We start from the raw sequence: 14,851 nt of genomic DNA, 5'->3' as shown, positions 1-14,851 counted from the left end.
GTAAGCGCGCTTACGCCGGGACACATAAAAACGATCGCTGTCGGCATTTAACGGGTTAATTCCCGGGATGCCCCACGGCTTCGTATTGCCTGAAACGGCCATGCCTTTATTTATCTGATTGCGAAAGAAAGGAGTGAATATGCATTTTCAGCACCTGACTTACTGGCAGGATAAAGCAAAAAACAGCGCCATTGAGACCCGGTTATTTATTAACGGCGTCTATTGTGACGCCGCCGATAACACCACGTTTGACACCGTCAATCCCGCGACCCAGCAGACGCTGGCGAACGTCGCCCGGGGCAAACAGGCGGACGTGGACCGCGCGGTTCAGGCCGCGCGTGAGGTATTTGAGCGCGGTGACTGGTCGCAGGCGTCTCCGGCGCAGCGCAAGGCCGTGCTAAATACGCTCGCCGATTTAATGGAACGCCATAGCGAAGAGCTGGCCTTACTGGAAACGCTGGACACCGGTAAACCCATCCGCCACAGCCTGCGCGACGATATTCCCGGCGCGGCGCGCGCCATTCGCTGGTACGCCGAAGCGGCGGATAAAGTCTACGGCGAAGTGGCGCCTACGGGGCCGGGCGAGCTGGCGATGATCGTGCGCGAGCCCATCGGGGTTGTTGCGGCCATCGTCCCCTGGAACTTCCCGCTGCTGCTGGCCTGCTGGAAGCTGGGCCCGGCGCTGATCGCTGGCAATAGCGTGGTATTGAAACCGTCGGAGAAATCACCGCTCACCGCCCTGCGCCTGGCCGGGCTGGCGAAAGAAGCGGGCCTGCCGGACGGCGTGCTGAATGTGATAAGCGGTTACGGCCACGAAGCGGGCCAGGCGCTGGCACTGCACCCGGAGGTCGAGGTGCTGACGTTTACCGGCTCTACCCGTACCGGCAAGCAGCTGTTGAAGGACGCGGGAGAAAGCAACATGAAGCGCGTCTGGCTGGAGGCTGGCGGCAAGAGCGCCAACATTATCTTTGCCGACTGTCCGGACCTGGACAAGGCCGTGAGCGCGACCGCCGCCGGGATTTTTTACAACCAGGGGCAAGTCTGTATCGCCGGTACCCGCCTGCTGCTCGAAGAGAGCATCGCCGATGAATTCCTGACCAAGCTGAAAGCGCAGGCCCGTCACTGGCAGCCGGGCGATCCGCTCGACCCCGACAGCACGATGGGCATGCTCATCGACGCTGCGCACGCCGATACCGTCCACACGTTTATTCGCGAAGGAACCCGGAAAGGCTCGCTGCTGCTGGACGGACGGGAACAATCATGGCCTTCCGCAGTCGGTCCAACCATTTTTGTCGACCTCGAGTCCGACTCCCCGCTGTGCCGGGAAGAGATTTTCGGCCCGGTGCTGGTCGTTACCCGATTTAAAACCGAAGAGGACGCCTTAACGCTGGCCAACGACAGTGAATACGGGCTTGGCGCGGCGGTATGGACCCGCGATCTCTCCCGGGCGCACCGCATGAGCCGCCGCCTGAAGGCCGGCTCTGTCTTCGTCAATAACTATAACGACGGTGATATGACCGTTCCCTTTGGCGGCTATAAGCAGAGCGGCAACGGTCGCGATAAGTCCCTGCACGCGCTGGAAAAATTTACCGAACTGAAAACCATCTGGATTGCCCTGGAGCCTCAATCATGACCGAACATACCACCAGCTACTACGCGGCCAGCGCGAACGCTTACGAACCTTTCCCGACGCTTAACGAGTCGATCAGCTGTGACGTGTGCGTGGTGGGCGGCGGCTATACCGGCCTCTCCTCCGCGCTGCATCTCGCCGAAATGGGCTATGACGTGGTGCTCCTTGAAGGGGCGCGCATCGGCTTCGGCGCCAGCGGACGCAACGGCGGCCAGCTGGTTAACTCCTACAGCCGCGATATCGACGTGATCGAGAAAAACTACGGGCCCGATGCCGCCAGAATGCTCGGGAGCATGATGTTTGAAGGCGGGGAAATCATTCGGGAGCGAATCCAGCGCTATCAGATCCAGTGCGACTATCGTCCTGGCGGGCTGTTTGTGGCGCTAAACCACAAGCAGCTGGAGACACTGGAGGAGCAAAAAGCCAACTGGGAACGCTACGGCAACACGCAGCTCGAGTTGCTGGACGCCAGCGCCATCCGCCGGGAGGTCGACAGCGAACGCTATACCGGCGCGCTGCTGGACCGCAGCGGGGGGCATATTCACCCGCTGAACCTGGCGATCGGCGAAGCGGACGCCATTCGCCTGAACGGCGGGCGGGTGTATGAGCAGTCCCCGGTGACCGCCATTCAGCACACCAGCCCGGCCGTGGTGAGCACGCAGCATGGCCAGGTGACGGCCCGCTACGTGATCGTCGCCGGGAATGCTTATCTGGGCGATAAGATCGAACCGGAACTGGCAAAACGCAGCATGCCCTGCGGCACCCAGGTGGTGACCACCGCCCCGCTGCCGGAAGAGGTCGCCCGCACGCTGATCCCCAATAACTACTGCGTGGAAGATTGTAACTACCTGCTGGATTACTACCGTCTCACCGCCGACAACCGCCTGCTGTACGGTGGTGGCGTTGTCTATGGCGCGCGCGATCCGGACGATGTCGAGCGCCTGGTGATGCCAAAGCTGCTCAAAACCTTCCCTCAGCTGGCAGGCGTCAAAATCGACTACCGCTGGACGGGCAACTTCCTGCTGACCCTGTCGCGTATGCCGCAGTTTGGTCGTCTGGATAAAAACATCTATTACATGCAGGGCTACAGCGGCCACGGTGTGACCTGCACCCACCTGGCCGGACGGCTGATCTCGGAACTGTTGCGCGGTGACGCTGAGCGCTTTGATGCGTTTGCTAATCTTCCGCACTACCCCTTCCCGGGCGGTCGCAGCCTGCGGATTCCATTCACGGCGATGGGCGCGGCGTATTACAGCCTGCGCGATCGTCTTGGCGTATGATCGTTTTCGACAAAAGGGTATCTGACATGAGTAACCAGGAATTTCATCAGCGCAGACTTTCTGCCACCCCGCGCGGCGTTGGCGTAATGTGTGATTTCTTCGCCCGCACGGCGGAGAATGCCACGCTTACCGACGTGGAAGGCAACGACTATATTGATTTCGCCGCCGGGATCGCGGTACTGAATACCGGCCATCGTCATCCTGAACTGGTGGCCGCGGTGGAAAAACAGCTTCACCAGTTCACCCACACGGCCTACCAGATTGTGCCGTATGAAAGCTACGTTTCATTGGCCGAAAAACTTAACGAGCTGGCCCCGGTGCAGAGCCCGGCCAAAACGGCGTTCTTCACCACGGGCGCGGAGGCGGTGGAAAATGCCATTAAAATCGCCCGGGCCCACACCGGCAGACCGGGTGTGATTGCCTTCGGGGGAGGTTTTCACGGCCGAACCTATATGACCATGGCGTTAACCGGCAAGGTCGCGCCTTACAAGCTCGGATTTGGTCCCTTCCCGGGGTCGGTTTATCACGTGCCGTATCCCTCCGAGCTGCACGGCATCACGACGCAGGATGCCATCACGGCGATAGAACGCCTGTTCAAAGCAGATATTGAGGCGAAACAGGTGGCGGCGATTATTTTTGAACCCATTCAGGGTGAAGGCGGATTCAACGTCGCCCCGCCAGAGCTGGTGGCCGCCATCCGCCGCATCTGTGATGAGCACGGGATCGTGATGATTGCCGACGAAGTGCAGAGCGGCTTCGCCCGTACGGGTAAGCTGTTTGCCATGGAACACTACGCGGACAAACCCGACCTGATGACGATGGCTAAAAGCCTGGCAGGCGGAATGCCGCTGTCCGGCGTGGTGGGTCGCGCCAACATCATGGACGCACCGGCTCCCGGCGGCCTGGGGGGAACCTATGCCGGCAACCCGCTTGCGGTGGCCGCCGCGCACGCGGTGCTGAAGATTATCGACAACGAGTCGCTGTGCGCGCGCGCTCGTCAGCTGGGCGATCGGCTGAAATCCACGCTGGAGGAGATTCAGAGCACCTTCCCTGCGCTCGTGGCGATAAGGGGAAGAGGATCGATGATCGCGGCGGAGTTTTTTGATCCCGAGAGCCGTGAACCTTCAGCCGCCATCGCACAGGCGATCCAGCAAAAGGCGCTCGCTCAGGGCCTGCTGTTATTGATCTGCGGCCAGTACGGCAACGTGATCCGCTTCCTTTATCCGCTGACCATCCCGGATGCCCAGTTCAACCAGGCGCTGGCGATCCTGCAACAGGTTATGCGCGATAAGTCCTGAGTGCCCACCGAAAACCGTCCCCCGGAATGCCGGGGACGGTTTCAACGGACGAGATCTGCACAGATTTCCTCCGCGTGGGAAATGTTGGGGAATTTGGTCTGTTTCATTGTATGCTCCCTGAAACACATCCCCGGCATGAGGAAATAAGAATTGGAAAAAACATCAGCCTATCAGTCACTTGTGAAAACCTTCCAGCGCCTCTCCCGCTTCTCGCACCTCTCCTCCATCGCCAGCTGGGACATGTTCACCATGATGCCGCCAGGCGGCAGCGCCGCGCGCGGTGAAGCACTCGCGGAGATGAGCGTCCTGCAGCACCAGATCCTGACCGATAAAAAAGTCGGTGACCTGTTAGCGGCAGCGGCAGGAGAAGATCTGAATGACGTCGAGCAGGCCAACCTGCGCGAAATGACGCGCCACTACCAGCAGGCGACCCTGCTGCCCGAATCGCTGGTGGAAGCCAAATCGCTGGCGGGCAGTAAATGTGAACACGCCTGGCGTACCCAGCGTCCCGCCAACGACTGGCAGGGCTTTTCCGCCAACCTGAAAGAGGTGGTCAAACTCAGCCGCGAAGAGGCTCGCCTGCGGGCGGAAGCCAAAGGCTGTACGCCTTACGACGCGCTGCTGGATATTTTTGAGCCCGATATGACAAGCGCGCGTCTGGACGTTCTGTTCGGCGATATGAAGTCCTGGCTACCGGACCTGCTGGCAAACGTGGTGGAAAAACAGGCTCAGCGCTCGTTCGTTCCCCCTCAGGGCCCCTTCCCGACGGCAACACAGCGTGAGCTGGGCCTGGAAGCCATGAAGATGCTCGGCTTCGATTTTAACGGCGGCCGCCTGGACGTGAGTGCGCACCCGTTCTGCGGCGGCGTCCCGGAAGACGTGCGTATCACCACGCGCTATGACGAAGATGAACTGCTCAGCGCGCTGTTTGGGGTGATCCACGAAACCGGACATGCCCGCTACGAACAAAACCTGCCGCGCGCGTGGGCAGGACAGCCCATTGCTCTGGCGCGTTCAACCGCGATCCATGAATCGCAGAGCCTGTTCTTTGAAATGCAGCTGGGGCGCAGTGAGGCCTTCCTCAAACATCTCCTCCCTGCGGTGCATGCCCGTTTTGGCAGCCAGGCGGCGTTCAGCGAAGAGAACTTTATTGCCTGGAACCAGCGCGTGAAGCCTGGTTATATCCGCGTCGATGCGGACGAAGTAAGCTATCCGGCACACGTGGTGCTGCGCTATGAGATTGAACGTGCGCTGATCAACGGCGAGATCGAGGTGGACGATATTCCCGCCCTGTGGGATGAGAAAATGCAGGCCTGGCTCGGGTTATCCACCAAAGACAACTACCGCAACGGCTGCATGCAGGATATCCACTGGACCGACGGCGGTTTTGGTTACTTCCCGTCGTATACGCTGGGGGCCATGTATGCCGCGCAGCTGTTCCATGCTGCGAAAACGGCGCTTCCGGGTCTGCAGGCATCGATCGCTGAAGGTGATTTTTCGGCGCTGTTTGACTGGCTGCGCCAGAACATCTGGCAGCACGGCAGCCGCTTCAGCACGTCGCAATTAATCACCCAGGCAACGGGGGAAGATCTGAATATCCGTTACTTCCGCGAACATCTGACCTCACGTTACTTGTAATCTGTTTGGCAGGGGTGAGGGACCTCCAGTAAATTTTTTAAGCAGAAGCGATACACATTTTCGAAGCGTAATGATTGCCCCGCAGCGATGCCCTGGTCCGGCTGTAAATCGCTGAGGCGTTTGCCTTCCGGCCGGGGCGAGGCGCATGGATGCGCCGAGAGGGCGGGCTTTACAGGGACGTTACCTCCGCCCGTCCCCGATAAGCCGGAAGGAATAAGCCGAAGGTACCGCGCAGCGGCGATTTACCGCCGGGAGCCCGGGTTGCCAGGGCGGCGGCGATTGAGCCGCCATGGCACGTTCACAGGTTATGCCCCTACAGAGTAGCAAGGAACATAAAGTGAACGGAATGACCTCCACAGCCGTATGTCCCCCCTCACCCCAGCCCTCTCCCTCAAGGGAGAGGGAGTCGTTCGTGCAGAACCCCGGCAATGTACATATGGTTACACACCGATACCAATCACTCACGGAAACCTCGAATTTACAGGGATATAGTTATTTCAACGGCCCCGCAGTGGGGTTAAATGAAAAACCAAATTCGAGGGTATGAGAATGAATAAAGTATTAGCTCTGGTTGTTGCCGCTGCTATGGGTCTGTCTTCTGCTGCATTTGCTGCTGACACTACCGCAACTGCTGCACCGGCTGCCGCACCTGCTGCAACCACCACCGCTGCCCCAGCAAAAGCGGTTCACCATAAGAAACATCACAAAGCTGCAGCGAAAAAAGAAGCCGCTGCACCTGCAACCGCAGCACCAACCGAGCAGAAAGCTCAGGCTGCCAAAAAGCACCACCACAAAAAAGCCGCTAAACCGGCTGTAGAGCAGAAAGCACAGGCTGCTAAAAAGCATCACCACAAAAAAGCCGCTAAACCGGCTGTAGAGCAGAAAGCTCAGGCTGCTAAAAAGCATCACAAAAAAGCAGTAAAACACGAAGCTGCTAAACCAGCTGCACAGCCAGCTGCGTAAGAGTACAAGCTAAACCGTGCCCTTCGGGGCACGTTGGTAAACCGGCGCCGAACCGGAACAGGTTCCGCGCCGTTTTTTTTATCCGGAGGGCGTATGCTGCGACGCTATCGGTTTGAGCTGATTCTGATCCTGCTTATTTTATGCGCGCTCATCGCCAGCCATTTTTATCTTTCCTGATTGTAGCACGCTGATTTTACTCCCACTTAAGCGCTGTCCCGTCTATAGTATTTTCATAGGGTTCACTTTTAATAATCATAATTACCCCCACCAGAGTGTGATATGCGTAAATCTGTTGTGTTGTTACTGGGAACGTTTGGTCTTTTTTCTGGATTTTCACATGCGGATGATGGCGGTGATGACACCATTAGCGCGAAAGAGCTAAAGACGCTTTTTTTCGGTCATGACGATCGCACGCGCGTCGCCGATCCCACTCAGGCTCCCTGGGATGCTATAGGTCAACTGGAAACCGCCAGCGGTAACTTATGTACTGCGACGTTGATCACCCCGCAGCTTGCCCTGACGGCAGGCCACTGTCTGTTAACCCCACCAAACGGCAAGCCGGATAAAGCGGTTGCCCTGCGGTTTGTGTCGCAAAAAGGGACCTGGCGCTATGAAATCCACGGCATTGAAGGTCGGGTTGATCCCTCTCTTGGCAAACGCCTGAAACCGGATGGTGACGGCTGGATCGTGCCGCCGGGGGCTGCCTCATGGGACTTTGGCCTGATCGTTTTACGCTACCCGCCTTCAGGCATTACGCCACTGCCGTTATTTGAGGGCGACAAAGCCGCACTCACCGCCGCGCTGAAAGCCGCCGACCGGAAGGTGACGCAATCGGGCTATCCTGTCGATCATCTGGATACGCTTTATACGCATACCGACTGTATTGTGACGGGCTGGGCGCAAACCAGCGTACTCTCCCATCAGTGCGATACGTTACCGGGCGATAGCGGCTCACCGCTGATGCTGAAAACAGATAACGGCTGGCAGCTGATCGGTGTGCAGAGCTCTGCCCCGGCGGCGAAAGACCGCTGGCGCGCCGATAACCGGGCCTTGTCCGTGACCGGTTTTCGCGACAAGCTGGAAGCGCTGGCGCAGCAGTAAATCAGCAGCGTCTGACCTTACGTAACGCTCTGATTGACTCAATCGGCATCGGCTGGCTGAACCAAAAACCCTGCAGTTGATCGCAGCCAGCCAGCCGCAGCAGTTTCATTTGCTTCTCGGTTTCCACCCCTTCTGCCACCACCGCCATGCCCAGCGCATTGGCGATCCGCACCGTGCCGCTCACCAGCGCGGCCGCCTGTTCATCGTGGTCCACCAGCCCGGCCAGGGATTTATCGATCTTGATAGTGTCGAAGTTAAAACGCCGCAAATAGCCAATGCTGGAATAACCGGTACCAAAATCATCCAGCGCCACCGCGGTGCCCAGCGCTTTAAGATTGGCTATCGCCATGCGGGCGCGCTCCGGGTTTTCCAGCACATAGGACTCCGTGACCTCCAGCTGCAGTCGGTTAGCAGGGAAATGAGTGGTCTCCAGCACGCTGGCCACTTTGTCTTCGAAGGCGGGATCGCGGAATTGCGCGGGAGAAATGTTAACGGAAAGCGTTAAGTCACCGTACGGCTGGAGATCCTGACAGGCGCGCTGCAACACAAACTGGCCCAGCTTGTAAATCAGACCGCTGGTCTCCGCAATGGCGATGAAGGTATCCGGGCCCAGCGGCCCGTCCGGGCGACGTGGCCAGCGGACCAGCGCTTCGACGCTGCTCATTTTCTGGCTGCGGGCGTCAATAATCGGCTGATACCAGACCTCAAACTCATCGCGCTCCAGACCGTTACGGATCTGATTTTCAATCGCCAGCTTGCGCTCCCGGGCACTGTTCAGCTCGGCGTCGTAGTGGGTGATACGCCCTTTCCCGCTCATTTTGGCATGGTACATGGCAATATCGGCGCGGCGAAACAGCTCGGAGCTGGTACATTCAATCAGGGTTCCGCTGGCGATACCGATACTGGCCCCGATATGGATGGTGCGTTCCCCCAGTTGAACCGGGGTGGTGAGAAAATCCAGCACCGAAACGGCAAAGGCGGTGGCCTGTGTTTCTGCCTCATCACCGCCGATGGTCATGGCAAACTCATCCCCGCCCATACGCGCCAGCATTCCCCCTGGCGGCACGCGTTCACTCAGCGTTTTCGCAATCGCCACGATGAGATCGTCTCCCACGCTGTGTCCGTAGATATCATTCACGTCTTTAAAACCATCCAGATCGATAAACACCACGCTTTTGACGTCGATATCCCCGCGTAGACTCACCCGATCCAGCGCTTCGATGAGCGCTCGTCGGTTCGGCAGATGGCTTAGCCAGTCCGTTCTCGCCACCAGACGCGCCTGGCTTTCTCCTCGCGCAAGCTTGTACAGCCCCACGCTGCTCACCAGAATAAAGAGCAGGATCAGGGCCGATGCCAGCACAACAATCTGCGTGATATCAGAGGATGCCGCCCGGGCGGCCTGCGCCCCCGGAAGCCGTGCCTGCCAGTTAAGATAGCCCAGCAGCTCCCCTGCCGAACTGCGCAGCGGCATACTCATTTCGTTAATTTTTTCCGGCGTAAAGTGCAGGTTATCGATCTGAAAGGTCGCCCCCAGGTCGGCTAAGATTCTGGCGTTCAGATGACGGGTGATCACCAGATAGCGGCGCGTTTCGTCGGTCACCTGTAATCTTCCGACCATCGGGCGAATCAGCCCAATGCCCACAAAGGCGACGCCGCTGCGTGTTTTGCTGATCCCGGCATAGATATTTTTATCGCTTGATAAGGCGCGCGCGTGCTGAGCAATCAGGGCTTTCAGCCCCTTACCGAAAAAATCGAGATTCGTCTCCTGAAAAGGCTGACTTTGAAACGATCCCCAGATGACATTGAAATGCTCATCAAGCACGAAGGTGCCATCATAGAGGTTGTTGATTTTAAAGCCCGCGCCCCAGGTGTTATACAGCCAGTCGGTATCGAGCGTGGGACGGTAGACCTCCCGCACCGCATCGTCCCAGACGGCGTTATCCAGCACCAGCGAGGAGACGCGGTTAACCGATGTCTGAATGGCCCCCTGCACGGAAAGCGCCGTGCGGTGTTCATCAATTTCATTGGTTTTGGTGCTGATAAGATGCAGGGAAAGATAGAGGAGTGCGACGACGGAGATGATTAAGCCGATGCCCGCCATAAAGACCATGGCAAACAACGTTCTCGCGGTGGGAATATTGCGCCAGCTTAATGTGCGATACATCAGCCATCCTCTTTAAGGTTTTGCTTTTCTAAGCGTAATACAGGCAGCGAATTTCGCTGCCTGTAAAGGATGGCTTTATGAACGTCAGGCAAGTTTTATCATAATCATACCTGCAAGTAGCAAGATGAGTCCCATCCAGCCCTTGTTATTTAAACGCTGACCGAAAAGCACCCAGCCTGCAGCCAGCGTCGCGGCGATACCAAAACCGCCCCACAACGCATAGGCGACCGAAAGATCGATTCCTTTTACCGCCTGGGACAGCGCGCTGAACGCCCCCAGAACCGCGGCAATCGACATCAGGCCGTAGAATTTACGGCGAAAACCATCGGAGAATTTCAGCAGAACGTTCGCCAGAATTTCCAGCACGATGGCGAACCCCAGCCAGGCCGCATGAACCCACTCAAACTGTTGCATGGTTCTGCTCCTTCTGCACTTTAGACGGCTTACGGGTACCTGATTTAATCAGCACAATACCCGCGACCAGCGTCGTTAACCCGGCGACCTTCATTGTTGTTAATGTTTCGTCAAATATCAGCACGCTGAACAGCGTAATCAACAAAATACCGATCCCTTCCCACAGGGCATACGCGACGCCCAGCGCAATTTTTTTCACCGCGAACGAGAGGAAAATATACGAAAGCGAAATCATCACCAGCATCAAAATAAAACCGGTGTTGCCATCGCTGACGCTAGCCCACTTCATCGACAGCGTGCCGGTAATTTCAGCGATAATAGCCAGGGCTAATAAAATCCAGTAAAACATGTTTTTCTCCTGCTTGAGAATATAATCCATCGTGGCCCGCTGCGTGCAGCAAACCCAAAAATACGAATTGAAATCAGTCAGCTAAGCGCTTAGCGCCAGCTCAGGCAGAAGAAATGACTATAGTGCGGTGCGCCAGTGTTGCTCACCAGAAAGCAGGCAGAAAGAGGTGGAGTATACAGCAGTATTGTTTGAAGAGTACGTCCTGAACATATTGTCCATAAAATTACAATTATCCGCGTTGTTGCTTCTCGTCTTTGCGGATGAAAATTGTCCTCGGTAGTTAAACACACCGAATTTGTACCATAAGCCAGGATTTTACTCAAAGCCTTTGCAATTCTTTACCCACTCCGTTTGATTTTGGTTAGTTTATTGCAATGCCTTTCACCTTTATTATAAATATAAAGAAAATTTCGGAGTCACCATGGCTAAACCCATCATTACCCTGAACGGGTTAAAAATTGTCATCATGCTGGGCATGCTGGTGATCATATTGACAGGCGTGCGCTTTGCCGCCGACATTATTGTGCCCTTTATTCTGGCCCTGTTTATTGCGGTGATCCTCAACCCGCTGGTTCAGCGCATGACGCGGCTACGCATTCCACGCGTGCTGGCTATCACGCTGCTTATCAGCATCATTATTGTGGCGATGGTCTTGCTGGTGGCGTATCTGGGGACCTCGCTCAATGAACTGGCGCGAACGCTGCCGAAATACCGCTCTTCGCTGGCAATACCGCTGCTGCAGCTGGAGCCCTGGCTGCAACGCGCGGGTATCGAAGTCTCGGTTGAAGAACTGCTGAAATATATCGACCCCAATGCGGCGATGACGATCGTCACCAGCCTGCTGGCTCAGCTTTCCAATGCCATGACCTCCATTTTCCTGCTGTTTTTAACGGTGGTGTTTATGCTGCTGGAGGTGCCGCAGCTTCCTGCAAAGCTGCAGCAGATAATGGTCCGTCCGGTCGAAGGAATGGGGGCGATTCAACGCGCGCTGGACAGCGTCTCCCGCTATCTGGTGCTGAAAACGGCCATTAGCCTGGTGACAGGCGTTGTCGTCTGGGTGATGCTTCTGGCGCTGGACGTCCGCTTTGCATTCGTCTGGGGGTTACTGGCGTTTGCGCTTAACTACATTCCCAACATCGGCTCCGTGCTGGCGGCGATCCCCCCTATTCTTCAGGTGCTGGTTTTCAGCGGGCTTTATGACGCGCTGATCCTGCTGGCCGGATACCTGGTCATCAATCTGGTGTTCGGTAACATACTGGAACCCCGCATGATGGGCCGGGGCCTGGGACTGTCCACGCTGGTGGTCTTTTTGTCCCTGATATTCTGGGGCTGGCTGCTCGGGCCCGTTGGGATGCTGCTCTCCGTTCCGCTCACCATCATCGTCAAGATTGGTCTGGAGCAGACGGCGGGCGGGCAAAGTATCGCCGTGCTGCTGAGCGATATGAGCCATCACTAGCCGTCATTCCGCCATCGACAGGAGGGGCTTGCGGGTCCTTCCACCTTCACGATAAGCGCTGAGCGCCCTTCGCCACTCCGCCAGCGGGTACACCGTAACGTCGCTGTACTCACTGTCGGGCAACCTCAGCCAGATGCGATCGAACTCCGCGCGCCACGCCTCAACGCTGAGCGCATCCAGACCGTTTCGGATATGGAACCACGCCACGCGCGGCGCAGGCCGCCGCTGTGTGAAGGTTTGCCCGGAGAGCAGCCCGTAGCAGACAAACATGCCCTGCTCGGGCATCACGCTGAGGATCGTTTCCGCAAGCGGCCCGCCGGTGGCATCGTAGACGATATCGCTACGGGCGGCGACGGTGCCGATTCTGTTTGCGTCATGCTGTGCGACAGGCGTGATGCCCATCGCCTCCAGCCGTTCAGCATGCACGGCAGAGCGGTGAATGCCATACACCGCTTCCGCCCCCGCCTGACGCGCCCACTGCCCCAGCAGAATGGCGCAATCCGATCCGGCAGCCGTGAGCAAGACCCGCTTTCCACGCGGCGGGTAGCGGATCAGCATCATCTGCGCCGCCAGCGGGTTAATATAGGCCCGCGCGGCCAGATGTGCGTCGACGGTGTCCGGAACGGGTATCGCATACTCTGCCGGGCAATCCACATAGCGCTGCCAGGTGCCCTGACCGCGCAGCGGCAGGACGCGCTGCCCCACCAGATGCTTAAACGAGGCGGGCGCCTCGGTGACAACACCGACACCTTCATACCCCGCGACCGCCGGTAACGGGGTTCTGTGACGATAGGCACCGGTGATGGGGATAAGATCGGACGCGTTGACCGGAGAAAACAGCATCCGCACGCGGAGCTGTCCCGGCGCAAGCGCGCCCGGCGGCGCGGTTTCAGGTTGCAGAACAGATTCTGGATCGCCAAACCGGCGATACCAGAGGGCCAGATTTTCCATTACGATCTCAAGGCTGATAGCGGAACTACTCGCGCCAGCCCATCGCCGGTGCGACATGTTTGAGAATAGACTCAATCACGTGCGCATTATAATCCACACCCAGCTGGTTCGGCACGGTCAGTAAGAGCGTGTCCGCCTCGGCAATCGCCTCGTCCTTTTTCAGCTGTTCAACCAGCTTGTCCGGCTCCGCGGCATAGCTGCGCCCGAAGATGGCGCGCGTTTTCTCATCAAGATAACCCACGCTATCGCTGTCGTTGCGGCTGGCCCCGAAATACATCCGGTCACGGTCGTCCATCAGCGCAAAAATACTGCGGCTGACCGACACCCGCGGCTCGCGCGTGTGCCCTGCCTCTTTCCAGGCCTGACGGTACGCGCGGATCTGTTTTGCCTGCTGAATATGGAACGGCTCACCGGTTTCATCGTCCTTCAGGGTTGAGCTTTGCAGGTTCATTCCCAGCTTTGCGGCCCATACGGCCGTCGCATTTGAACCGGCGCCCCACCAGATACGCTCGCGCAGCCCTTCAGAATACGGCTCCAGGCGCAGCAGCCCCGGAGGATTCGGGAACATTGGCTGCGGGTTCGGTTTGGCAAACCCTTCCCCGCGCAGCACCTCAAGCAGCACCTCGGTATGACGACGCGCCATATCCGACTCGTTTTCCCCTTCCTGCGGGACATAGCCGAAATGACGCCAGCCATCGATGACCTGCTCCGGCGAGCCACGGCTGATGCCAAGCTGCAGGCGACCGCCGGAAATCAGATCCGCCGCGCCCGCATCTTCGGCCATGTACATCGGATTTTCATAGCGCATATCGATCACGCCGGTACCGATTTCGATGGTCTTCGTTTTTGCGCCAATGGCGGCCAGCAGAGGGAACGGCGAGCTAAGCTGTCGGGCAAAGTGGTGCACGCGGAAATACGCGCCGTCTGCACCCAGCTCTTCAGCCGCCACGGCTAAATCGATGGACTGCAGCAGCGTGTCTGCCGCCGAGCGCGTGCCGGACTGCGGTGAAGGCGTCCAGTGGCCAAAGGATAAAAACCCGATCTTTTTCATAACCATGTGTCCTGATAATGCGTTGCGTTCTGTCCACTTTACGCATTACCCGGTAAGAATAAATGCCGTTTATTTAACGGAATGATTCAAATAAATTGACAGAATTGAGCAGGGCGTCATTACGCGCCATAATGGGATATAATATCCCCCACTTTTTTCATGGCAGGTAAAACCGGCAATGGCTCTGATCCCTAAAAACTACGCGCGGCTGGAAAGCGGCTATCGCGAAAAAGCATTAAAAATCTATCCATGGGTGTGTGGACGCTGCTCGCGCGAGTTTGTCTATTCCAATCTGCGTGAACTCACGGTTCACCATATCGATCACGACCATACCAATAACCCGGAAGATGGCAGCAACTGGGAGCTGTTGTGCCTGTTTTGCCACGATCACGAGCATTCGAAATACACCGAAGCGGATCAGTACGGCACCACCGTGGTCGCCGGGGAAGACGCGCAAAAAGACGTGGGCGTCGCCACGTTTAACCCGTTTGCCGATTTAAAGGCGATGATGGATAAGAAGAAGTAATCCTCTTCCCCTCACTCACATCGTGCTCTG

General features: G+C 57.5%; 15 protein-coding genes. 9 read left to right on the top strand and 6 right to left on the bottom strand.

Going from position 1 to position 14,851, the window contains the following annotated elements:
• The first annotated feature begins 139 nt into the window (after window positions 1-139).
• The 7 genes from puuC to AC0TOY_RS14450 all read left to right on the top strand — a co-directional run bounded on the left by puuC (window position 140) and on the right by AC0TOY_RS14450 (window position 7,910).
• Window positions 140-1,633, top strand: a complete 1,494-nt coding sequence (gene puuC / locus AC0TOY_RS14480; protein ID WP_473721993.1) for an aldehyde dehydrogenase PuuC — start codon at window positions 140-142, stop codon at window positions 1,631-1,633.
• Window positions 1,630-2,910, top strand: a complete 1,281-nt coding sequence (locus tag AC0TOY_RS14475) for an NAD(P)/FAD-dependent oxidoreductase (protein WP_063621496.1) — start codon at window positions 1,630-1,632, stop codon at window positions 2,908-2,910. The genes puuC and AC0TOY_RS14475 overlap by 4 nt, the downstream gene beginning before the upstream one ends.
• Before the next feature lie 26 nt (window positions 2,911-2,936).
• The gene (puuE, locus tag AC0TOY_RS14470) at window positions 2,937-4,208 is read left to right on the top strand and encodes a 4-aminobutyrate transaminase (protein WP_473721992.1); all 1,272 of its coding nucleotides are present in this window, start codon (window positions 2,937-2,939) and stop codon (window positions 4,206-4,208) included.
• 150 nt (window positions 4,209-4,358) lie between these two features.
• Window positions 4,359-5,846, top strand: coding sequence for a carboxypeptidase M32 (locus AC0TOY_RS14465; RefSeq protein ID WP_473721991.1), 1,488 nt, complete (start codon window positions 4,359-4,361; stop codon window positions 5,844-5,846).
• Window positions 5,847-6,395: 549 nt separating this feature from the next.
• The gene (asr, locus tag AC0TOY_RS14460) at window positions 6,396-6,809 is read left to right on the top strand and encodes an acid resistance repetitive basic protein Asr (RefSeq protein ID WP_032651095.1); all 414 of its coding nucleotides are present in this window, start codon (window positions 6,396-6,398) and stop codon (window positions 6,807-6,809) included.
• A gap of 93 nt (window positions 6,810-6,902) precedes the next feature.
• Window positions 6,903-6,986 (top strand): small membrane protein YdgU, encoded by an 84-nt coding sequence (gene ydgU / locus AC0TOY_RS14455; protein WP_021241182.1) that lies wholly within the window; start codon window positions 6,903-6,905, stop codon window positions 6,984-6,986.
• Window positions 6,987-7,088: 102 nt separating this feature from the next.
• Window positions 7,089-7,910 (top strand): trypsin-like serine peptidase, encoded by an 822-nt coding sequence (locus AC0TOY_RS14450; RefSeq protein ID WP_032651094.1) that lies wholly within the window; start codon window positions 7,089-7,091, stop codon window positions 7,908-7,910.
• A gap of 1 nt (window position 7,911) precedes the next feature.
• Here the strand turns inward: AC0TOY_RS14450 and AC0TOY_RS14445 are convergent, their stop codons facing one another.
• From AC0TOY_RS14445 to AC0TOY_RS14430, 4 genes are all read right to left on the bottom strand, one after another.
• Window positions 7,912-10,074: a bifunctional diguanylate cyclase/phosphodiesterase gene (locus AC0TOY_RS14445; RefSeq protein WP_473721990.1), complete on the bottom strand. Its 2,163-nt coding sequence runs from the start codon at window positions 10,072-10,074 to the stop codon at window positions 7,912-7,914.
• 84 nt (window positions 10,075-10,158) lie between these two features.
• A complete protein-coding gene (gene mdtI, locus AC0TOY_RS14440) occupies window positions 10,159-10,488 on the bottom strand; it encodes a multidrug/spermidine efflux SMR transporter subunit MdtI (RefSeq protein ID WP_045910373.1) in 330 nt (109 codons plus the stop codon).
• Window positions 10,475-10,837 (bottom strand): multidrug/spermidine efflux SMR transporter subunit MdtJ, encoded by a 363-nt coding sequence (gene mdtJ, locus AC0TOY_RS14435; protein WP_008502463.1) that lies wholly within the window; start codon window positions 10,835-10,837, stop codon window positions 10,475-10,477. The genes mdtI and mdtJ overlap by 14 nt, the downstream gene beginning before the upstream one ends.
• A gap of 117 nt (window positions 10,838-10,954) precedes the next feature.
• Window positions 10,955-11,125: a protein YdgV gene (locus tag AC0TOY_RS14430; protein ID WP_085930315.1), complete on the bottom strand. Its 171-nt coding sequence runs from the start codon at window positions 11,123-11,125 to the stop codon at window positions 10,955-10,957.
• A gap of 133 nt (window positions 11,126-11,258) precedes the next feature.
• On the opposite strand from AC0TOY_RS14430, the gene AC0TOY_RS14425 reads away from it, so the two are divergent.
• On the top strand, window positions 11,259-12,293 hold the full coding sequence (locus tag AC0TOY_RS14425) for an AI-2E family transporter (protein ID WP_032651092.1): 1,035 nt from the start codon (window positions 11,259-11,261) through the stop codon (window positions 12,291-12,293).
• Between the two features lie 3 nt (window positions 12,294-12,296).
• Here AC0TOY_RS14425 and AC0TOY_RS14420 read toward each other — a convergent pair whose 3' ends face one another.
• Both AC0TOY_RS14420 and AC0TOY_RS14415 read right to left on the bottom strand, forming a co-directional pair.
• Window positions 12,297-13,244 (bottom strand): zinc-dependent alcohol dehydrogenase family protein, encoded by a 948-nt coding sequence (locus AC0TOY_RS14420; RefSeq protein WP_473721989.1) that lies wholly within the window; start codon window positions 13,242-13,244, stop codon window positions 12,297-12,299.
• 25 nt (window positions 13,245-13,269) lie between these two features.
• A complete protein-coding gene (locus AC0TOY_RS14415; RefSeq protein WP_032651088.1) occupies window positions 13,270-14,295 on the bottom strand; it encodes an LLM class flavin-dependent oxidoreductase in 1,026 nt (341 codons plus the stop codon).
• A 178-nt stretch (window positions 14,296-14,473) separates the two neighbouring features.
• Between AC0TOY_RS14415 and yajD the strand changes: the two genes are divergently transcribed.
• The gene (yajD, locus tag AC0TOY_RS14410) at window positions 14,474-14,821 is read left to right on the top strand and encodes an HNH nuclease YajD (RefSeq protein ID WP_003857471.1); all 348 of its coding nucleotides are present in this window, start codon (window positions 14,474-14,476) and stop codon (window positions 14,819-14,821) included.
• Window positions 14,822-14,851 lie beyond the last annotated feature (30 nt).

Source organism: Enterobacter sp. PL_is379 (assembly GCF_055817355.1).
This window is presented reverse-complemented; position numbering and strand designations above follow the sequence as displayed.